Source organism: Micromonospora sp. NPDC003197 (assembly GCF_053590565.1).
This window is the reverse complement of the sequence record NZ_JBSFTE010000014.1, coordinates 24,252-43,952: the sequence shown is the minus strand read 5'-3', so window position 1 is coordinate 43,952 and position 19,701 is coordinate 24,252. Positions and strand designations below refer to the sequence as shown.

Annotated in this window: 20 protein-coding genes; 3 read left to right on the top strand and 17 right to left on the bottom strand. The window is 69.5% G+C overall.

Annotation, left to right across the window (positions count from 1 at the left end):
- Positions 1-115 precede the first annotated feature (115 nt).
- The 10 genes from ACWDV4_RS17345 to pepN form a co-directional block, all read right to left on the bottom strand.
- Positions 116-904, bottom strand: a complete 789-nt coding sequence (locus ACWDV4_RS17345; RefSeq protein WP_449979744.1) for a hypothetical protein — start codon at positions 902-904, stop codon at positions 116-118.
- Complete coding sequence (gene holA / locus ACWDV4_RS17340) at positions 904-1,875, bottom strand: DNA polymerase III subunit delta (RefSeq protein WP_449979742.1); 972 nt, start codon at positions 1,873-1,875, stop codon at positions 904-906. The genes ACWDV4_RS17345 and holA overlap by 1 nt, the downstream gene beginning before the upstream one ends.
- Positions 1,876-2,075: 200 nt before the next feature.
- Entirely contained in the window at positions 2,076-2,774 is a 699-nt protein-coding gene (locus ACWDV4_RS17335) for a hypothetical protein (protein ID WP_449979739.1), read from the bottom strand.
- Positions 2,775-2,916: 142 nt separating this feature from the next.
- Complete coding sequence (locus tag ACWDV4_RS17330; RefSeq protein WP_449979738.1) at positions 2,917-5,325, bottom strand: ComEC/Rec2 family competence protein; 2,409 nt, start codon at positions 5,323-5,325, stop codon at positions 2,917-2,919.
- Between the two features lie 71 nt (positions 5,326-5,396).
- A complete protein-coding gene (locus tag ACWDV4_RS17325; RefSeq protein ID WP_449979735.1) occupies positions 5,397-6,251 on the bottom strand; it encodes a helix-hairpin-helix domain-containing protein in 855 nt (284 codons plus the stop codon).
- A 154-nt stretch (positions 6,252-6,405) separates the two neighbouring features.
- On the bottom strand, positions 6,406-7,257 hold the full coding sequence (locus ACWDV4_RS17320) for a DegV family protein (protein WP_449979732.1): 852 nt from the start codon (positions 7,255-7,257) through the stop codon (positions 6,406-6,408).
- Between the two features lie 103 nt (positions 7,258-7,360).
- Entirely contained in the window at positions 7,361-7,990 is a 630-nt protein-coding gene (locus ACWDV4_RS17315) for a histidine phosphatase family protein (protein WP_449979730.1), read from the bottom strand.
- Positions 7,987-8,385 (bottom strand): ribosome silencing factor, encoded by a 399-nt coding sequence (gene rsfS, locus ACWDV4_RS17310; protein ID WP_449979728.1) that lies wholly within the window; start codon positions 8,383-8,385, stop codon positions 7,987-7,989. Before rsfS ends, ACWDV4_RS17315 begins: the two co-directional genes overlap by 4 nt.
- A 100-nt stretch (positions 8,386-8,485) precedes the next feature.
- Entirely contained in the window at positions 8,486-9,082 is a 597-nt protein-coding gene (gene nadD / locus ACWDV4_RS17305; RefSeq protein ID WP_449979726.1) for a nicotinate-nucleotide adenylyltransferase, read from the bottom strand.
- A gap of 117 nt (positions 9,083-9,199) precedes the next feature.
- On the bottom strand, positions 9,200-11,788 hold the full coding sequence (gene pepN, locus ACWDV4_RS17300) for an aminopeptidase N (RefSeq protein WP_449979723.1): 2,589 nt from the start codon (positions 11,786-11,788) through the stop codon (positions 9,200-9,202).
- A gap of 71 nt (positions 11,789-11,859) precedes the next feature.
- Between pepN and ACWDV4_RS17295 the strand changes: the two genes are divergently transcribed.
- Positions 11,860-12,078 (top strand): DUF397 domain-containing protein, encoded by a 219-nt coding sequence (locus ACWDV4_RS17295; protein ID WP_449980068.1) that lies wholly within the window; start codon positions 11,860-11,862, stop codon positions 12,076-12,078.
- Between the two features lie 99 nt (positions 12,079-12,177).
- Here the strand turns inward: ACWDV4_RS17295 and ACWDV4_RS17290 are convergent, their stop codons facing one another.
- Positions 12,178-12,537, bottom strand: a complete 360-nt coding sequence (locus ACWDV4_RS17290; RefSeq protein ID WP_449979720.1) for a hypothetical protein — start codon at positions 12,535-12,537, stop codon at positions 12,178-12,180.
- Positions 12,538-12,699: 162 nt separating this feature from the next.
- Between ACWDV4_RS17290 and ACWDV4_RS17285 the strand changes: the two genes are divergently transcribed.
- Positions 12,700-13,545, top strand: a complete 846-nt coding sequence (locus tag ACWDV4_RS17285; protein WP_449979717.1) for a helix-turn-helix domain-containing protein — start codon at positions 12,700-12,702, stop codon at positions 13,543-13,545.
- Positions 13,546-13,744: 199 nt separating this feature from the next.
- On the top strand, positions 13,745-14,755 hold the full coding sequence (gene trpS, locus ACWDV4_RS17280; protein ID WP_449979714.1) for a tryptophan--tRNA ligase: 1,011 nt from the start codon (positions 13,745-13,747) through the stop codon (positions 14,753-14,755).
- Between the two features lie 65 nt (positions 14,756-14,820).
- On the opposite strand, the gene ACWDV4_RS17275 is transcribed toward trpS, so the two are convergent.
- The 6 genes from ACWDV4_RS17275 to rplU all read right to left on the bottom strand — a co-directional run bounded on the left by ACWDV4_RS17275 (position 14,821) and on the right by rplU (position 19,692).
- Positions 14,821-16,098 (bottom strand): Cmx/CmrA family chloramphenicol efflux MFS transporter, encoded by a 1,278-nt coding sequence (locus ACWDV4_RS17275; protein WP_449979711.1) that lies wholly within the window; start codon positions 16,096-16,098, stop codon positions 14,821-14,823.
- A 150-nt stretch (positions 16,099-16,248) separates the two neighbouring features.
- A complete protein-coding gene (locus ACWDV4_RS17270; protein ID WP_449979708.1) occupies positions 16,249-16,806 on the bottom strand; it encodes a TetR/AcrR family transcriptional regulator in 558 nt (185 codons plus the stop codon).
- 94 nt (positions 16,807-16,900) lie between these two features.
- Positions 16,901-17,350 (bottom strand): GNAT family N-acetyltransferase, encoded by a 450-nt coding sequence (locus ACWDV4_RS17265; RefSeq protein WP_449979705.1) that lies wholly within the window; start codon positions 17,348-17,350, stop codon positions 16,901-16,903.
- A gap of 108 nt (positions 17,351-17,458) precedes the next feature.
- The gene (obgE, locus tag ACWDV4_RS17260) at positions 17,459-18,958 is read right to left on the bottom strand and encodes a GTPase ObgE (protein WP_449979702.1); all 1,500 of its coding nucleotides are present in this window, start codon (positions 18,956-18,958) and stop codon (positions 17,459-17,461) included.
- A 150-nt stretch (positions 18,959-19,108) separates the two neighbouring features.
- The gene (rpmA, locus tag ACWDV4_RS17255) at positions 19,109-19,366 is read right to left on the bottom strand and encodes a 50S ribosomal protein L27 (protein ID WP_449979700.1); all 258 of its coding nucleotides are present in this window, start codon (positions 19,364-19,366) and stop codon (positions 19,109-19,111) included.
- Positions 19,367-19,377: 11 nt separating this feature from the next.
- Positions 19,378-19,692 carry a 50S ribosomal protein L21 gene (rplU, locus tag ACWDV4_RS17250; protein ID WP_184536331.1) on the bottom strand — a complete coding sequence of 105 codons (315 nt, stop codon included), beginning with the start codon at positions 19,690-19,692 and terminating at the stop codon, positions 19,378-19,380.
- Between the last annotated feature and the right edge of the window lie 9 nt (positions 19,693-19,701).

Here is a 19,701-nt window from a genome sequence, read left to right as displayed (position 1 = left end):
GGTTCGACTCAAGACTTCGACGGGCACCCACCGAGTTGTACGACTGACTCGGGAGGTGCCCGTCATGCTGTCCTGACCGCTGCCAAGTGGTGCCGTTCACCGCTGTGCGGCCGGCCTATTCGTAGCGGTGTTCGGCCGATTGGTGGGCCAGCCGGTGCCGAAAATCGGGCTGCTCCCACCGCCCGGCCCACTGTCGGATCGGCCGCAGTTTCTCCCGTACCCGGGGCAGCCGGTCGGCCGTGTTCCAGATCAGCGCAGCCCGATGCCAGCTCAGCCCGCCCCGTACCAAATCACTTCGGTCCCCTGCTGCCCCTCGGGCCCCCTTCCGCAACCGGTCGGACACCACGGGTGACACGGCGACGTCGGTGAGGTCGACGGTCCGGCTGCCGACCGGGCCCGATCCGGCGGGACGAAGGTCGGGCGACGGCTGGAAAACAGTCCGACCGGGCACGGCAGCCCGACCGACCACCGGCGTGATCTCCCGGCGGAACCGGTCCTGCTCGGTTTCCGGCACCCGGGCTGCCGCCCGGGCTATCGCCGCCACCGCCGCATCATTGACCTTCACCATCAGGGCGACCACGGCGGGCAGGGCCAGCACGCCCCACCAGCTCACCAACTCGGCCAGACCGAGCAGCACACCAAGGAAGATGGCCCCCTCGAAGTAGGCGAACCGCAGCAGCCCACCCGGGCGGACGTGCCGCAGGCCGAGCACCCGGCAGTACAGCGGACGATACCGGGCGGGATCGGTGGCCTTGCCTACTGTTCGCCGTCCGGGAATCGACACCACCCGCTGCGGCGTCTGCTGCCTCCGCCGCATCGCCTGCAGCCTGTTCGGCGCCGTCCGCTGCACCGGTCGCCGGTCGAGCGAGATCTCGGCCCACCCGGTCGACCTGCCCGAGGTCATCAGCTGCTGCCTCCCTGCCGGGCCGCGGCGAGGGCGAAGACCGCCCGCTCGAGCGCGTACCCCCGATCGTCAGCGCCCCCCTTGACCGCAGCGTTGCACTCGGCGGCAGCCTGCATCGCGTCGACCAGCCCCTCGGGGGTCCAGCCCCGCCCCTGCCGCTGAGCGCGCTCGATCTTCCACGCCGGCATGCCGAGGCTGCTCGCCAACTGATAGGCGCTGCCCCGCCCAGCTGACGCCACCCGAGCGACGGTACGTACCCCGTCGGCGATGGCATCGGCGATTGGCACCGGGTCGACCCCCACGTGCAGCGCCCACCGCAACGCCTCCAGGGCACCGGGTACATCCCCAACCATGGCCGCGTCGGCGACCGTGAAGCCGCTCACCTCGGCCCGGCCCCGGTAGTAACGGGCGACCGTGTCCGCTCCGATCCGACCGTCGGTGTCGGCCATCAGCTGCGCACAGGCGGACGCCAGCTCACGCAGGTCGTTACCGACGGCACCGAGCAGCGCCTCGGCGGCGTCCTCGGTGCACTTACCCCCGGCTCGCCGGATCTCCTCGCGGACGAAACCGACCCGGTCCCGGTGTCCCTTGAGCTTGCCAGCGGGGACCACCATCGCCCCCGCCTGCCGAAGCCCATCGGCGAAGGCCTTGCCCTTGGCCCCACCGGCATGTGTCACCAGCAGGTGGACATCCGGGTCGGGATTCTTCACGTACGCCAGCAGGGCCGCCGCCAGGTCCTTGCGCGCGTCCTGGCCGGCCCGCACGATCAGCACCCGCCGACCGCCGAAAAGGGAAGGGCTGAGCATCTCGGCGATCTCGCCTGGAGTCAACGAACCCGCTTCGTACTCTCGTACGTCCGCCCCCGGGTCGGCCTCCCGCGCCTGGGCAATCGTCGTGGAGATCGCACGGGTGACGAGCAACTCCTCATCACCGAGGACGAGTAGGACAGGTGCCAGGCTGGTGGGGGTCACGCCGTCATACTCGCACGCTGGGCGGCAGGCACCAGACCTGCTCACCCAGCTCCCCGCAGCTGACCCCGCACTTAGCGCAAATCCAGACATTTACCTTAAGTTAGAGCACATTGTCCGACGGCTGCCACCTGCTTCGTTCTCCCGCCTTCAGCCCCTGGTGCCGCTTGGTCGTCTGGTCATGTCCAAGGTGGCGGTGTCGCTCAGACGTTCGCCGGGGTGGCCGGTGCCGTCGGCACGCTCGCTGACGCCGACTGCCGGTCCTGACGGGTCTTGGTCGCCACCAGCGAGGTCAGCAGAATCAGTTCGAAGAGGTTGGTCATGGCGCCGGTGGGCAACGGGAGCGGCACCGCGCTGGCGACGATCATGAGCGCTGCGCCGACCATGAACCACGGCCAGCGCTGCTTGCGGAAGACAATCACCGAGGCGATCAGCTGCACGAGGGCAATCGTCAGCACCATGATCGGGGGACCGTCGGACTCTGCTGGCGTGTACCGCAGGGTGCCGTACTCGAGGGTCGGTTCCAGGGTCAGCTTCGCAAGCTCGGTGACCAGCTCGATAGCTACCAGGGCGAGGGTGAGCAGGATGGCACCGGCCGCCGCGATCCGGGTGCCCGCCCAGCGCACGCCCGCGCGCCGGACCGCGTCCCACGCGAAGATCGTCAACAGCGGGGTAAGCAGTGCGTGCGACCAGAAACGGACCAGGTTGAGGTTCTCCAGCAGGGGCCCCTCCCCGACGACCGCGCCCAGCGCGATCAGGCCGTTGTCGTAGAGCAGTCCGGCGACCACCGGTAGCACCACGACCGAGGGCGTAGCAAAACCGTGGCGCGTGCCGAGCCGGATCAGCCAGGCGAGCAGAACGACGTAGGCGAGCGCGTAGAACGCGAAGAGGAAGACGTCCACCTGAGCGCTACTCCAATCATCGCGTGTCGATGCGCTCAGGGTGCCATCGGCGCACTGCGATTGGTAGGGCAGGTTTCCGCGAAGGTCAACTCCGCATGGAGTCCGGTCCCCGTTCCGAGGTCGAGAGCGGCTGCCGGGGCTGTCACCTGCTGCCCTCTCCCGGCTCCAGCCCCCGTACGGCCACCGCCAATCCTCCGTCGGGCCGGACGACCACGGCCAGGTCACCGTCGGTGTCCGTACGCAGCACCCGAGCCCCGCCCCGGGCCAGTCGAGCGAGAATCGAAGCGTTCGGGTGGCCGTACCCGTTGTCAACTCCCACCGGGACCAGGGCCACCGTCGGTGCCACCGCGTCGAGGAAACCCGCGTCCTGGTAGGCCGAACCGTGGTGGGCGACCTTCAGCACGTCCGCTCGCAAACCACCTGGGGGTGGCTGGTCAAGCAACGCCCGTTGCTGCTCGCTCTCGGCATCCCCGGCCAACAGGATGCGCACGCCCCGCACTCGGGCCGACAGAACGACCGAGTTGTTGTTCGGGTCGGATCGCGTGCCACGCAGTTGCTGTGGCGGCCCGACCGACGTCAGCGCCACCTGTCCGGCCAGGTATGACCAGCCGGCACCAACCGCCGTCACCGGCGTTCCGCCCCGGACGGCAGCCGCCTCGACCGCTTCCCGGCCGGCCGCTGGCTCGGGCCACTGTGGCGTCACCACCGCCGCTACCCGGCGTCCCCGGAAGACGCCGTCCACCCCACCGGCGTGATCCGCGTGGAAATGGCTGACGACCAGCAGGGACACCGTTCGTATCCCGAGCCGACGCAGACACCGGTCGACCGCCACCGGATCTGGGCCAGTGTCGACGAGAACCGCCTGCCCCGACCCCACCGGCAGCACCACAGCGTCCCCCTGGCCGACCGCGCAGACCACCACCACCCAACCCTCCGGCGGCCAACCGTTGGCCACCATCCGGACCGGAAGCGCGCCGACCACCACCGCAGCCGTGACCACTGCCACCAGTCGGCGCACCAGGGGATGCCGAGCGGCCACCAACAGGGCCACGGTGAGCGCGGCCAGCGTCAGGCCGCCGGCCACCCCGTCCAGCCAGGGCAGGGTGCCAGCGGGGAGCCGGGCACCGTACCGGGCCACGGTCACCAGCCACCAGGCCGGCCAACTGCCCAGCCAGGCGGCGAACTCGGCACCCGCCGGCCAGACCGGGGACACCACGGCCGCCACCACCCCGAGCACCGTGGCGGGCGCGATCGCCGGCACCGCCAACAGGTTGGCTGGGACGGCCACCAGACTGATCGTCCCGGACAGTCCTGCCACCACCGGTGCACAAGCCACCTGGGCGGCGGCCGGGACCGCCAACGCCTCCGCCGCCCCGGCTGGTACGCCCCGACGCCGCAACGCGTCCCGCCAGCCGGGCGCGATCAGCAGCAGCCCGCCGGTGGCGAGGACCGACAGCGCGAACCCGGCGTCCCCGGCCAGTTCCGGATCGGCCACGACCAGCACGACAACGGCCGCCCCCAGGGCCGGTAACGCCGCACGGGGCCGACCGAGGGCAAGCCCGAGCAGCCCGACCGCCCCCATGACAGCCGCCCGTACGACGCTCGGCGACGGCCGGGCCAGGATCACGAACCCGACCAGGGCAATCCCGCAGATGGCCGCAGCCAGCCAGGGCCCGGCGCGACCCCAACGGGCGAGCAGCAGCACGAGACCGATCAGAATTGCGACGTTGGAACCGGAGACGGCATTGAGATGTGTCATTCCGGTGGCCAGAAAGTCGTCCTCGACCGCAGGGTCGAGTCGACTGGTGTCCCCCACCACCAGCCCCGGCAGCAGTCCCCCCGGCTCGTCCGGCAGCGGCGCGCAGGCCCGCTGCAAACCCGCCCGCAGTACACCGGCGGCCCGCTGTGCCCAGGAAGGCTCACCGAGTAGTACCGGTGGGGTGCCGACCGACAGCACCGCGGCAGTCAGGTCCCCACCCTGGGGTGTGGCCAGTCGTCCCTCAGTGGTCAGCCGTTGACCGGGCAACAGCTCTCGCCAGCCGGGATCGCTGGCCAGCACCAGGACCCGGGCACCGACGCTGATCCGCCGGCCGCCCACGTCCCGCACCCAGAACGACTCTGCCGCGACCAGGTAGACCGACGGTCGACCAGCGGCACCCCGGACCGCTCGTGGGTCGTCGCGGACCACCAGCTCGGCGGCGACGCTGGCCCGCTCCTGCGCCAGCTCGGCAAGCGGGGTGGCGTCGCGTACCACGAGCCGGGCGGCGGTCGCCGTACTGCCACACACCACACCGAGCAGCACTGTCACGGCGATCCAGCCATACTGGCTGGTCCCGCTCTGGCGGGGCGGACCCGGTCGACGCCGAAGCAGCTGCCCGGCCAGGGCAAGGGCAAGCGCACCGATCGTGGCCAGTACCGCGACCGCCACCAGGACCGGTACGGAGAGATACAGCCCGGCCAGGGCGGTAAGCCAGGTCGCGACCGCCAACCCGGCCAGCCGCAGGTCGGGCGGCTCCTTCCGGGCCGGGGCTGACACGACCGGGACGGACATGGCCGGGGTCGGCGTGACTAACCCGGCCGAGCCGGACGCGGCCGGAACTGAGCCGGGTGCTGCTGGTGCCGTCATACCGTCACCAGGTCCTTGAGGTCCTCGTACTTGGCATCGCCGATGCCGGTGACCTGGCGAAGGTCGGTGACGGCGCGAAACCCGCCGTGCTGCTCGCGATGGTCGAGGATGCGTTGGGCGAGCACCGGGCCGACGCCGGGCAGCGCATCCAACTGGGCCAGGGTGGCCGTGTTGAGGTTGACCTTTCCGCCGCCACCCGCAACCGTGCCCGGATCGGGGGCCGCCCCGGGGCCACCCGGTTGCCCGGCGGCTCCGGGCGGTGCGGTCACCCCGACCAGGATCAGCTCACCGTCGCTGACCTTGCGGGCCAGGTTGAGGAGTGCGATGTCCACACCGGGCAGCACCCCGCCAGCAGCAGCCAGCGCATCGGCGACGCGGGCCCCAGCCGGTAGCCGGACTAGACCGGGACGGCGTACCTTGCCGGCGACCGCGACCACCACCTCCCCCGCTGCCCCGCTCGGACCTGACGGGGCCTGGTACGACGCCGACGGGGCCACTGAGGCTGCCGGCACCGGCTCAGCATGTGGGCGGGACCGCCAAGCCCAGACGGCAGCCCCGAGCACCACCAGTACGGCCACCACGGCCAGCGCCTTGACTCCCCGCCGACCCGGATCGAAGGCACCGGTTCCGAGCAGCCGGGGTACGCCGGCCGGTACGGCCGACGCTGCCTCGGCAGGCGCTGGTACGACCGACGCCATCGCAGCAGGCACTGGTACGACCGACGCTGCCTCGGCGGAAGTTGGCGCTTTGGATGACCGTCCCGGCGGGGCAGCCTGCCGAAGCGGCGGCTCGGTCCGGCCGAGCAGGCGCATGAGCCGCTGCCGAACAATCGTCTCGTCGTCATCGGCCACGTTCGGCAGTCAAGCGCACCGCTGGCCTTCACATCAGCCGCTGACCAGCCGCTGTGGACAACCGACCCGGCTGTGGAAAACGCCCTGATCATGACCTGTTGTGCTAGGGCCCGGTGGAAAACGGTGGGCGTGCAGGAGATGGAGCCGGAATGGTTCAGGCGCGGCGGTGCACCACGACACCGGCCAACCCGGGGCCGGTGTGTGCGGCGATCACCGCGCCCGCCTCGGTGACGTACCGGTCGCGGAGTTGCCGGCCCAGCCGGTCGGTCAGCGTCGCGACGAGTTCCGCCGCCCGTTGTGGCGTACCGAGGTGATGGACGGCGATGTCGACCTCGGCGTCCCCGGCGGCCTGCACCGCGAGGTCGACCAGCCGGGCCAGGGCACGGCTGGCGGTACGTACCCGGTCACAGAGGACGATGGCACCGTCGACGACGTGCAGGATCGGCTTGACCGACAGGGCGGTGCCGAACAGCGCCGTAGCGGCGTTGATCCGGCCCCCTCGACGGAGGAATTCAAGCGTGTCGACGTAGAAGTAGGTGTGGGTCCGGCCGATCGTGTCGACCGCAGCCTCCCGTACCGCCGTCAGGTCCGCCCCGCGCGCGGCGCTCGTAGCGGCCGCAAGCACCGGAAAACCCAGTCCCATCCCGGTCGACTGGGTGTCGACCACCGTGACCCGATCCGTGCCGACCTCGGTCGCGGCCAGTCGCGCCGCGTCGACGGTGCCGGAGAGTTCCGCCGACAGGTGTATCGACACCACGCCGGTCGCTCCCTGGTCCAGCAGGTGACGGTAGGTCTGTGCGAACAGTTCGGGGGCGGGCCGGGAGGTGCTCACCGCGACCCGACGCGCGTCCAGCGCCTGGACGATGTCGGCGGCGGAGATCTCGTCCCCCTCCAACCCGGCTCGCCCGTTCAGCACCACGGTCAGTGGCACCTGGGTAAGGCCGTACGTGCCGCTCAGCTCAGCCGGCAGGTACGCGGTGGAGTCGGTGACGACCGCGACGGGCATGTCGGCACGGTAGCGGATCGCCAACACCGCTGCCCCAGCGGTGACCCTGCGAACGATCGTTGACCGACTCAGACCGCTTGCGCGGGCCGATCACCTGAGCCGCTCAGACCGCCTCTGGTACGACCCGCTGGCTGATCAACCCGACGTTGTGGGCCCGCAGCTGCCAGCCTCGTACGTCGTCATGCCGCAACTCGGTCCAGTGACAGTTCTGCAGCGGCCCCACCGTACGCAGCACCGCCGAGCCCCAGCCGAGCAGGTGACCGCAGCCCTGACGGGCCCCGCCGCCGTGGGTGGCGACCACGATGGTGCCCCCCGGTACGGCGTCCGCCGCGTCCTGTAGCGCGCCGCCGACCCGCTTGCCCATGTCGTCGAGGCTTTCCACCTGGCAGCCCGGGTCCGGCTCACCGGCCCGCCAGCGCGCGTGCTCGGCCGGAAACTGTTCGGCGACCTCGGTCATGGTCAGACCCTGCCACAGCCCGTAGTAGCGCTCGCGTAGCCGGGCGTCGGTGCGTACCGGCAGTCCGGTCAGGGCGGCCAGGGCCGATGCGGTGTCCTGGGCGCGCTGGAGGTCGCTGGCGACGATGGTGTCGGGACGCAATGCGGCCAGCAACGGCGCGGCCAGGGCGGCCTGCTCGCGGCCTAGGTCGTTGAGGGCGACGTCGGTCTGGCCCTGGACCCGGTTGGCGGCGTTCCAGTCGGTATTGCCGTGCCGCCAAACGATCAGTCGGGTCATTCGGCCGCGCCCGCGTCGGCTTCGACGAGGTCACGGTCGACGAACGGGATCGTGGGGCAGTCCTTCCAGAGCCGGTCGAGGGCGTAGAACTCGCGTTCCTCGGTGTGCTGTACGTGGATGACCACGTCGACGTAGTCGAGTAGCACCCAGCGTCCGGCCCGCTCGCCCTCGCGTCGGACCGGCTTCGCCTTCTCCGGTAGGTCGAGCAGCCGTTCCTCGATGGCGTCGACGATGGCCAGCACCTGACGCTCGTTGGGCGCGGAGGCGATCAGGAACGCGTCGGTGATCACCAGCTGGTCCGCTACGTCGATGATGGCGATGTCCTGCGCCTTTTTGTCCGCAGCCGCCTGGGCCGCCGCAGTCACCAGCTCAAGGGCGCGTTCGGAAGCTGTCACCGTTCTCCTTCGATCAACCGTACGTTCCGCCAAGCCTCTCACATGTCGACGGTTCGCGACTTGCCAGTTTCAGCAACGACAGGGACGAAAACCCCCCAAATCACGCCCGATACAGGCCGCGTTTGGCGATGTACTGCACCACACCGTCCGGCACCAGGTACCAGACCGGCTCGCCTGCCGCGACCCGTCGCCGGCAGTCGGTGGACGAGATGGCCATTGCCGGCACCTGCACCAGGCTGACCGTGTCGGCCGGCAGATGCGCGTCGGTGAGTTCGAACCCGGGTCGGGTCACCCCGATGAAGTGCGCCAGCTCGAACATCTGGTCCAGGTCTTTCCAGGACAGGATCTTCTCCAACGCGTCCGCACCGGTGATGAAGAAGAGTTCGACCTTCGGGCCGTACTCGGCGCGCAGGTCGCGCAACGTGTCGACGGTGTAGGTCGGCCCGCCCCGGTCGATATCGACCCGGCTGACCTGGAAGCGCGGATTCGACGCGGTCGCGATGACTGTCATCAGATAGCGGTCCTCGGCCGGACTGACCGGTTCGTCGGCCTTCTGCCAGGGCTGGCCGGTTGGTACGAACACCACCTCGTCCAGCTCGAACCGGTCCGCCACCTCGCTCGCCGCGACGAGGTGCCCCTGATGGATCGGGTCGAAGGTGCCCCCCATGATCCCGACCCGTCGGATGTCCTGTTCCACCTTTTGATCGTATGCCGATCATGCTTGATCACCGGCCGGGCATGTGACAGAAGGCACTGCTCGCCGCCCAACAGCCGGTCCGGCTCACGCACCCGCCGCCCAACAGCCAAGTCAGGCTCAAGACACCTCCGGCTGGGACGTAAACCTGGCCCGCGCCACCAATGCCCGGCGCAGGTCGTCGTCCGCGTCGGTCACCACCCGACGTAGTCCCGGCACCAGGTCGTCGCGGGTCAACAGCGCCCCGGCCAGCTCCCGGGTGCTCTCCGCCATCGCGTAGCGGGGGAAGGCCAGCGCCGCGACCCCCTCGGCCACCCACGGGGTACGCCGATGCATCATCGCCGGCATCTCCGCGAAGTACCGCTCCACATAGGAATCGGTCAGCCCCGTCTGATCGGGTTGCCAGAAACCGGCGGCGTTGGCCTCCACGAGTCGGTTGGAGAGGGTCGTGTCCGAGGTGATCACCTGCCAGGCCCGCTCCTTCGCCGCCGGATCGGGCAACGCGGCTCGACACCGCGCCGCCTGGGCCGCACCGGTCGCGCTCTGGTCTGCGGCCAGTTCCCGGGTAATCTCCGCCTCCCCCACCGTGCCGAGCACAGCGAGCCGGCCGAGCAGCGCCCACCGCAGGTCGGTATCGATAGCCAGTCCGGCCGGCACCGCCTCCGCAGCCAGCCAACCGGCCAGCCGATCCGGACCGGTACTTGTCCAGATCAGCCCTCGGACGGCCGCGAGCTGCATCGATCCGCCGGGCGATGCAGTGTCGAGCACCTGCTGGCAGGCCTGCGCGACGTGCCCCAGTGCCACCTGCCGGGCCGCCGGATCGAGGTAACGGTCGATCAGCGAACGGCTCAGGGTCAGTACGTCCTCCACCACGACGACCTCGGTCTCGGTGGGCAGCGCGGCGCAAATCAACTCGACCAGGTCGGCCACTGGCCGCTCTCCGTCGGTCACCGCGTCGAGCGTCGCGCCCCAGAGCACCGCCCGCGCCAGCGGGTCCGCCAGCGCCGGCAGAAGCTGCGGTACGGCCGCCGCCGACGTGGGATCGAGGCGCACCTTGGCGAAGGTCAGGTCCCCGTCGTTGGGCAGCAGCACGCTGGCCGCCGGTCGACCGGCCAACTCGGGCAGGACGGTCCGTCCCCCGTCAACCTCCGGAACGAGGTCCACCTCGAACCGTTCCCGGAGCCGGGCGTCCCCGGCCGAATCGAAGTCGTAGAGCCCGACACCGATCCGGTGCGGCCGCAACACGGGATGTTCCGGTGCCGCGGTCTGGGTCACCGCCACCTCGGTATAGCGCCCCTGGGCGTCCACGGTCGCCTCGACAGTCAGGGTGTTGACCTGCGCCCGGCGCAGCCACACCTCCGCCCAGTCGGCAAGGTCCAGGTTCGACTGCCGATCGACGCTCGCCACACTCGTACTGGAGTGGGCGAGCGCGGCCAGCAGGTCGGCCAGGGTCGCGTTGCCGAACCGGTGCGCCGCGAAGTGTGCCCGCAGCCCGGCCAGGAACGCCGCGTCGCCGACCTGGGCGACAAGCTGGCGCAGCACGGCTGCGCCCTTGGCGTACGAGATGCCGTCGAAGTTGAGCAGCGCCTGCGCCGCGTCGACGACCTCGACCGGCGCGACCGGATGGGTGGAGGGTCGCTGGTCGGCGGCGTACCCCCAGGCCTTGCGCCGCATCGCGAAGGTGGTCCAGGCGCGGTCGAAACGGGTCGCCTCGGCGGTCACCCGCGTCCCCAGGTATTCGGCGAACGACTCGTTCAGCCACAGGTCGTCCCACCAGCGCATGGTGACCAGGTCACCGAACCACATGTGCGCCATCTCGTGGGCGATGAGGGTGGCGCGCAGCTCACGCTGTCCCTCGGTGACCGCCGAGCGGAAGACCAGGTCGTCCTGGATCGCGACCAGTCCGGGGTTCTCCATCGCCCCGGCGTTGAACTCGGGTACGAACGCCTGGTCGTACTTGCCGAACGGGTAGCGCACCTCGAACAGCTCGTGCAGCCGGTCCAGGCACTGCCGAGTGATGGTGAGGATCTCCTCGGCGTCCTGGTCGAGGTGTTCGGCGAGTGACCGCCGGCAGTAGAGGGCCAGCGGGATGCCGTCGTGCTCGTCGCGTACCACGTGGTAGGGCCCGGCGATCAGCGAAATGAAGTAGCTGGCCAGCGGCTCGGTCTGGGCAAACGCCCAGCGCCCGGCTACCGGAGTGGCCGTCACTGCACCAGTGGCCGCCACTGCGCCGTTTGCGGCGACCAGCCAGTGCGGCGGCGCGGTCACCGACAGGGTGACCGGTGCCTTCAGGTCCGGTTGGTCGAACGCGGCGAAGATGCGTTGTGCGTTGTCCAGGAAGGACAGCGCGTAGAGGTAGGTCTCCCCGTCGGCCGGGTCGACGAAGCGGTGCATCCCCTCGCCACTGTTCGAGTACGCCATCTCGGCCTCGATGGTCAGCGTGTTCTCGGCGAGCAGCCCGGTCAACGGGACCCGGTTGTCGTCGAGGGTCGCCGGATCCAGTTCCGCCCCGTTGAGCCGTACGCCGAGCAGCCGGGTCGGGCGGATCTCGACAAAGGTGGTCGCGCCGACGGCCGCCGCCCGGAACCGGATGGTGGCAATCGAGCGGAAGCTCTCGCCGTCCCCGGTCAGGTCGAGATCGATGTCGTACGACTCGATGGTGAGCAGTGCGGCACGCTCGGCCGCGTCGACACGGGTAAGGCTCGGCATTCGCCTATCCTGCACGATGGGCTGATGGATAGCCTTCAGCTATGACCGATGGCGCAGTGGAGGAACCGACGATGGCGCAACACCCCAAGGGCGACTTCGACCTGTCCCGCGCGGTGTGGCAGCGCGCCGAGGGCGACTCGTCCGAGGGTGCCGTCGAGATCGCGTTCGTGGACGACCTGATCGGGATGCGTAACTCCGCCGAGCCGGACGGCCCGGTGCTGGTCTTCACCCAGGCTGAGTGGGACGCCTTCGTGGCCGGCGCCCAGGATGGCGAGTTCGACCTGGACTGACCAGCCCAGGTAGCACCATGGGCCGGGCGAGGCAGCACCATCGGCGGCCAGGTCAGGTAGCACTACGGACCGGGCGAGGTAGCGCCGTCGGCGGCCAGGTCAGGTAGCACCATCGGCGTCGCCGTCGCCGTCGCCCCAGGCGAGGCCGTCCAGCCCCTCGGCCCGGTGAAAACCGGGGTGCTCCCACACGTCCACGCACACTTCACCGTCGGGACCGATCGCGCCGCAGAACAGCTGCTCGATGTGCTGCCAGGCATCCACGTACGACAGTTGGGTCGTCTCGATCACGATCTCCGGGCAGAGGATGCTCAACGCCTCGGCGTACCGGACCGCCTGTTCCCGCGCATCGGCGAGGGTGGTTGCGCCGAAATCCAGGTGCACGGTGAATCCGTTGGCTGCGGCGGTCTCCCGCACCAGGCTCGCCCGCGATGGGCTGGGCGGCCATCCGTTGTCGTACATCGCCAACCTTTCTGGGGAGTGCGGGCCTCCGTACACGAAGGACAGACGCGGCTTGCGTAATCGAAGCCGTACGCAGTGTTGCAGCGTTCCTGTGTAGACGCAATATCCCTCTACGATTTTGCGCGACGGATTGGTGACGCAGAGATATGAAATGATCGCGGTATGGCCTCGATCATCAAGCGCCGTCGCCTCGCTTCGGCGCTACGTCAGCTTCGGGAGCAGGCTGGTCTGACACTCGAAGACGTCGCCTTCCGGATGGGCATGGCCCAATCGACGTTGTCGCGAATCGAGACCGCCCGGGCCAGCGCCCGCCCGGCCAACGTGCGTGGCCTGCTTCCCATCTACGGCGTACACGGCACCGAGGCCGACGTCATCGTCCAGCTCGCCAAGGACGCTGTCCAGCGCGACTGGTGGTACGTCTACCGGGACCTCATGCCGGACTGGTTCCAGACCTTCGTCGGCCTCGAAGGCGAGGCTTCCGCTATCCAGGTGTTCCAGCCGCAGGTCGTACCGAGCCTGCTGCAGACCGAGGCGTACGCCCGGGCACTTCTCGGAGCAGCCTGGACCAACCGGAAATCCGCCGAGGTGGAGCGCCGGGTCCAACTTCGGCTACATCGACAGCAGGTACTCCGCCGCCAGCCCGGACCGCAGTGCCAACTGGTGCTCGGCGAGGCGGCGCTGCGCTGCCGGGTCGGCACCCCGGAGACCTTCACCGCCCAACTCGACCGGCTCATCCAGCTGATCGACGAAGGGCAGTTCACCATCCGGGTCCTGCCCTTCACCGCCGGGGCGACCGGCAGCGAGCTGGGCCAGATCGTCCTGCTCGATTTTCCCTTTCCCGAGGACCCGCCGGTCGGCTGCCTCGAACACCTCGCCGGCGGGCAGATCGTCGATGAGTCAGCCCAGGTCAACCAGCTCCGGGCCGTATTCGCACACCAACGCGACGCTGCCCTCTCCCCCGAGGAGTCCCGGAAGCTGATCGCCGAGGTAGCGGCCACACCGAGCTGACCTGCTAGGGCACCCAGCTGACCTGCTACGGTTGCACCGTGCGGATGACAACCATGGCCTGCTGGCGGGCGCCCTGACGGGCGGCCCACGCATCCGCGCACCCGAAACCAAAATCGGCCGCCCCCTCCCGGGCGGCCGTTTCGCGTATCTGGTGTCCGTCCCGGGTCGGGCGGTCGGCGTACTCCCCAAGGAGCCACCGATGACCGCCACCATCCCGACCACGGCGACGACCGCCACCCGACGCTTGACCGGCTTCAAACCCACCGGCAACCTGCACCTGGGCAACTTGCTCGGCGCGATCCGGCCGATCATCGCCGGGCAGTACCGGGGCGAGACGATCGCCTTCCTCGCCGACCTACACGCCCTCACCGTCGCGCACGACCCGGCCCGGGTACGCGAACTCACCCTGGAACAGGCGACCATGCTGCTCGCCGCCGGTCTCGATCCGGACCGCTCGCTGCTCTACGTCCAGTCCCAGGTCTCCGAGCACGCCGAACTGCACTACCTGCTGGAGTGTGCGACCGGTTACGGCGAGGCGCACCGCATGATCCAGTTCAAGGAGAAGTCCGCGGGCCAGCAGCAGGTACGCCTCAGCCTGCTCACCTACCCGGTGCTGATGGCCGCGGACATCCTGTTGCACGACGCCCGGGAGGTGCCGGTCGGCGACGACCAGAGTCAGCACCTCGAACTCGCCCGGGACGTGGCCACCCGGTTCAACACCCGGTACGGCCAGACCTTCACCGTGCCTCGGGCGGTGCACCCCGAGGTGGCGACCCGGGTGATGAACCTCGCCGACCCGACCGCCAAGATGGGCAAGACCAGCTCTCTCGACGCGGGGACGATCTTCGTGCTCGACCCGCCCGAGGTGATCCGCCGCAAGGTGCTCCGAGCGGTCACCGACTCCGGCAGCATCGTCGAGTACGACCCGGAGCACCGGCCCGGGGTGGCCAACCTGCTGGAGATCCTCGCCGCCTGCGTGGACGGCAGGCCGGCCGAACTGGCCACCGAATACACCTCGTACGGGCAGCTCAAGCGGGCCGTGGCCGAGGCGGTGACGGCGCTACTGCACCCCATCCAGGTGCGGCACACGGAGTTGACCCGCGACCCCGGCTACGTACGGCGGGTACTGGTCGACGGTGCCGAGCGGGCTCGGCACAGCGCCGCTGACACGGTCCACCGCGCCAAGCGGGCCATCGGCCTGCTCACCTGAAGAGCTGTCCGCTGCCGGTCACCTGCTGGGCAAGACCGCTTCCGGCCGTCCGGCAGGTACAGCTTTCACACCCCGTCAACGGATCCCAAGGTCGACAAAACGGTCGGCGCGACGGTCGGCGACGACGAGGAGACCGCCGTCGCCGCCGTCCTGCTCGACAGGGCACCCGGGTCCGCCTCGGGGACGACATCGGGTCGCCCACGATGCAGGGCGGCGGCCAGCAGCACCGTGCCAAGCGCGATCACACCAAGCACGACGCCGATCCAGGCCACAGCCGGGTAGCCGGCCCCCGCACCGATTGCGAGGCCGCCGAGCCACGGACCCACGGTAATGCCGACGTTGAAGGCCGAGAAGTTCGTCGCGGTCGCCAACGTCGGAGCGTCGTTCGCCAGTGTGAAGACCCGGGTGTTCAGCGCGGGGTTGATGGCGAACCCGAATCCGCCGAGCAGAAAGACCAGCGGAACGGCCAGCATGGGCATCTCGGCGAACAAGCCCAACGCCGCCGAGATAACAACGACTCCAGCCACCCCGACATACAACGTGCGGAACGAGTGCGCATCGGCCGTCCGGCCGCCGATCGTGATGCCGATCAACGACCCCACGCCGTAGAGGGCCAGCACCGCCGGCACCCAGCCCGACGACAGACCGGTGACGTCGGTCAGCAGCGGCGCCAGGTAGCTGAAGATGACCAGCTGAGCGCCCGTGGTCAGCGCGGTCGTGCCGTAGGAGAGCCACAGTCGGAGGTTGGCCATGGCGCGTAGTTCGGTGCTCAGCCGGGTCCGGTTCTCCGGATCAGGCCGACCGCCGGGGATGGTGCCGAGAACAGCGATCATCGCAAGCACGGACAGCGCGGCCACCGCCCAGAAGGCTGCCCGCCACCCGAGATGCTGCCCGATTACCGTACCGGCGGGGAGACCGACGAGAGTGGCCACGGTGAGGCCACCGGCGACGATCCCCATCGCCTTGCCTCGGGCGTTCGGCGGCACAAGACCGACCGCGGTGATGGCGGCCACTGCCCAGAAGCCCGCGTACACGAAGGCACCCACGATCCGGGTTCCGAAGAGCATTCCGTAGCTCGGGGTCAGTGCGCCCACGACGTGGGTCACGGAGAAGAGCCCGAGGAAGGTCAGCAGGGTCGTACGGCGAGGCCAGCGCAGGGTGACCACGGCCAGGACCGGAGCCCCCACCAGCATGCCCAGGGCGAAGGCGGAGATCAGCAGTCCCGCTTGGGGGATGGACACCTCCAGGTCAGCGGCCACCTCTGGGAGCAGACCCGCGAGCATGAGTTCCGAGGTGCCCTGGGCGAATATCGCCAGGCCCAGGACGTAGATGGCAATCGGCATGGCAGAACTCCCAGTTTTGGATGGATCAGTTCACAATTTGGCCAAAAAAAATCGAGGCTGAGATCGTCACGCCGAGACGGCCAGCCCCGAAGGACAGCGAGCGGCCCGAAGGGCAGCGAGCACTACCCAGGAGTCATGGCACGCAAGCGGTCAGAATGCGCAGAGTGCGGTGGTCGCGACCATTTCGAGCGTGGCCCGGTCCGCCCCGGCCCGAGCCGCGACCCGCATCCCACCGATGGTGGCGATGACAAAGTGGGCGAGAGCCTCAGGATCCTTGTCTGTGGCAATCTCTCCCACCCGCCGACCCGCGTCGATCGCCGTATGGAGCGCTGCCAGCCGTCGCTCATGGTCGCGCTGGAGTCGCGCGGCTATCTCCGGGTCACGCGGCGCCAACTCGACCACCGTGTTCACCACCAGACAGCCAGCCGGATCGCCTACCTCGATGTCGATGGCCTGCCGGAACAGAACCTGAATCTTCTCGACGATCGGCAGATCACCTTCCAGCACCTCGAGGATCGCGGCGGCCTTGGTCTCCATATAGCGGTCCAACGCCTTTTCGAACAGGTCACGCTTGCTCGTGAAGGTGTTGTAGATACTGCTCCGCCCCAGCCCGGTCGCCGCACAAAGATCCTGCGTCGAGGTCGCCTCGTAACCCGCGTGCCAGAACGCGCGCATCGCCGCGTCTATCGCCTCGTCCTCGTCGAACATCCTCGGTCGTGCCACGCCGACACCGTAGCACGTTATGAAACGGGCTATCCAAAACTAGCCACGCCGGTCGTACGACGCCGAATGCTCGGCTCACTCAAGCGGGTACGGGCAAGCACTTCTCGAAGCACACGCTGTACGGGTTGTCGACGTACTCGCCGTAGGCCGGGATTTCGGCGTAACCCGAGGAGACGTAGAGCCGGATCGCCGTCGGCAGGTAGCTGCCGGTCTCCAGGCGCAGCACGGTGTGCCCGGAGCACAGGGCCACCTCCTCCAGGGCGGCCAGGATCTGCCGGGACAGACCACGCCCCCGGTACGCCGGGCGGACGTACATCCGTTTGATCTCGGCGGTGTCACCACCCAACGGCTGGATCGCCCCGCAGGCCACCACCCGACCGTCGATCACCCCGACCAGATAGCGGGCGTCGCCGTGCACGACGGTGACCTGCCCATCGAGCCCACCGTCGATCTCGCGTAGCTCCCGCTGCTGGGTGGTAACCAGAGCGGCCAGTTCGGGGTCGGTAGTCGGACGGGATTCGATCAGCACACGGGCAGCTTAACCAGCGAGGATTTCCGCCAAGTTTCCGATGAATGACCTGGTCAACGGGTCGAACGCCGCAGCCGACACCCTCCGGATAGCTACGGCGCGCGGCGGCTACTCGGCGCCGTCCAGAGCGTTGTTCCGGTCGGTCTCGCCGACCGTCTGCACCGCCCCGGACGCGTCCCCGGAGTCCGCCTCGACCTCGTCCGCCGGACGACGGCGGCGGGCCTTACGGGCGGCCAACCGCTCGGCTGCGGTAGCCCGGGTCGACTTCTCCTCCAGCCGGGTGTCCGTACCCCGGGAGCCGGGCACGTAGTCGGCCCCGGCATAGAGCGTGGGCTGCCAGTCGAACTCCCGCTCACCGATCCGGACCAGGCTGCCCGGCTCGGCACCCGCCTTGGCGAGCTGCTCCTCCACACCCAACCGGGCCAGCCGGTCGGCCAGGTAGCCAACCGCCTCGTCGTTGTCGAAGTTGGTCTGCCGTACCCACCGCTCGGGACGAGTACCGCGTACGACGAAGCCACCGTTGCCGTCCGACTCGACGGTGAAGCCGGCGTCGTCCACGGCGGTCGGCCGGATGACGATCCGGGTCGGCTCGGGTGTCGGCGCGGCGGCCCGGGCCTGCTCAACCAGCTCCGCCAGCGCGTACGTCAGCTCGCGCAGCCCCTCCCGGGTCGCGGCGGACACCTCGAACACCCGGTAGCCCCGAGCCAGAAGATCGGGGCGGACGATGTCGGCCAGGTCCCGACCATCCGGCACGTCGATCTTGTTGAGTACGACCAGCCGCGGGCGCTCGGCCAACCCTCCGTACGCCGCCAGTTCGGCCTCGATCGCGTCGATGTCGGCCAGCGGATCCCGCCCCGGTTCGAGGGTCGCCGAGTCCACCACGTGCACCAGCACCGCGCAGCGCTCGATGTGCCGCAGGAACTCCAGGCCGAGCCCCTTGCCGCTGGCTGCACCGGGGATCAGGCCCGGAACGTCGGCGACGGTGAAGGTGTGCTCGTCGACCCCGACCACGCCGAGGTTGGGCACCAGCGTGGTGAACGGGTAGTCGGCGATCTTGGGCTTGGCTGCCGAGATGACCGAGATCAGCGAGGACTTGCCGGCTGAGGGGAACCCGACCAGTCCGACGTCGGCGACGCTCTTGAGCTCCAGCACGACGTCGAGCCGGTCACCCGGCTCCCCCAGTTCGGCGAAGCCCGGTGCCTTGCGCTTGGCGTTGGCCAGCGATGCGTTGCCCCGACCGCCCCGACCGCCCCGGGCCACCTCCAGGGTGGTACCCGCCCCAACGAGGTCGGCGAGCACCTCCCCGTCGAGCGTGCTCACCACCGTGCCGTCCGGCACCTTGACCACCAGGTTGCCGCCATTGGCGCCATCCCGGTTGGAGCCGGCCCCGCCCTTGCCGTTCTCGGCCTTGACCCGGGGGTGGAAGTGGAAGTCGAGCAGGGTGTGCACCTGCGGGTCGACGACGAGCGAGACGCTTCCGCCGTGTCCGCCGTTGCCGCCGTCCGGACCGCCGAACGGCTTGAACTTCTCCCGGTGGATCGAGACACAGCCGTGCCCGCCATCGCCGGCCTGCAGATGCAGGACGACCCGGTCAACGAACGTTGTCACGCCACCAATCCTCTCAGCGGAGCTTGCCCCGCCGTCAGTCCTTCCAGCGGGCCTGGCCCGCCAGCGGTCCTTGCGGCGGGGCCAATCCCCGCCACCAGGACGACGAAACGGGCCGGGACACCAGGTCCACGGCCCGCTTCGGTGAAAGCGCTACTGCTGCGCCGGCACGATGCTGACGGTCTTACGACCGCGCTTGGTGCCGAACTGGACCGCACCGGCGGCCAGCGCGAAGAGCGTGTCGTCGCCACCCCGACCAACCAGGTCACCCGGGTGGAACTTGGTGCCGCGCTGCCGGATCAGGATCTCGCCGGCGCTGACCACCTGGCCACCGTACCGCTTCACGCCGAGCCGCTGCGCCGCGGAATCACGGCCGTTACGCGAGCTGGACGCACCCTTTTTGTGAGCCATCTGGAGACGACCTACTTCCCGCTGGAGATGCCGGTCACCTTTACCTGGGTCAGCGGCTGGCGGTGACCCTGGCGCTTGTGGTAGCCGGTCTTGTTCTTGAACTTGTGGATCCGGATCTTCGGTCCCTTGGTGTGGGCGGCGATCTCGCCGGACACCGCAACCTTGGCGAGCTGCGCCGCGTCGGTCACCAGGTCGGAACCATCGACGAGGAGCACCGCGGAGAGCGTGACGGCGTCACCGGGCTCGCCGGCGAGCTTCTCGACCTCGATCACGTCGCCCTCGGCGACCTTGTACTGCTTGCCGCCGGTCTTGACGATCGCGTACATCGGACGCGG

Excerpts from the sequence above, each read along its gene's own strand:
- ACWDV4_RS17345 (WP_449979744.1), bottom strand. The coding sequence starts at position 904 with ATGACCTCGGGCAGGTCGACCGGGTGGGCCGAGATCTCGCTCGACCGG.
- ACWDV4_RS17330 (WP_449979738.1), bottom strand. The coding sequence starts at position 5,325 with ATGTCCGTCCCGGTCGTGTCAGCCCCGGCCCGGAAGGAGCCGCCCGAC.
- ACWDV4_RS17320 (WP_449979732.1), bottom strand. The coding sequence starts at position 7,257 with ATGCCCGTCGCGGTCGTCACCGACTCCACCGCGTACCTGCCGGCTGAG.
- ACWDV4_RS17315 (WP_449979730.1), bottom strand. The coding sequence starts at position 7,990 with ATGACCCGACTGATCGTTTGGCGGCACGGCAATACCGACTGGAACGCC.
- pepN (WP_449979723.1), bottom strand. The coding sequence starts at position 11,788 with ATGCCGAGCCTTACCCGTGTCGACGCGGCCGAGCGTGCCGCACTGCTC.
- ACWDV4_RS17295 (WP_449980068.1), top strand. The coding sequence starts at position 11,860 with ATGGCGCAACACCCCAAGGGCGACTTCGACCTGTCCCGCGCGGTGTGG.
- ACWDV4_RS17290 (WP_449979720.1), bottom strand. The coding sequence starts at position 12,537 with ATGTACGACAACGGATGGCCGCCCAGCCCATCGCGGGCGAGCCTGGTG.
- ACWDV4_RS17285 (WP_449979717.1), top strand. The coding sequence starts at position 12,700 with ATGGCCTCGATCATCAAGCGCCGTCGCCTCGCTTCGGCGCTACGTCAG.
- trpS (WP_449979714.1), top strand. The coding sequence starts at position 13,745 with ATGACCGCCACCATCCCGACCACGGCGACGACCGCCACCCGACGCTTG.
- ACWDV4_RS17275 (WP_449979711.1), bottom strand. The coding sequence starts at position 16,098 with ATGCCGATTGCCATCTACGTCCTGGGCCTGGCGATATTCGCCCAGGGC.
- ACWDV4_RS17270 (WP_449979708.1), bottom strand. The coding sequence starts at position 16,806 with ATGTTCGACGAGGACGAGGCGATAGACGCGGCGATGCGCGCGTTCTGG.
- rpmA (WP_449979700.1), bottom strand. The coding sequence starts at position 19,366 with ATGGCTCACAAAAAGGGTGCGTCCAGCTCGCGTAACGGCCGTGATTCC.
- rplU (WP_184536331.1), bottom strand. The coding sequence starts at position 19,692 with ATGTACGCGATCGTCAAGACCGGCGGCAAGCAGTACAAGGTCGCCGAG.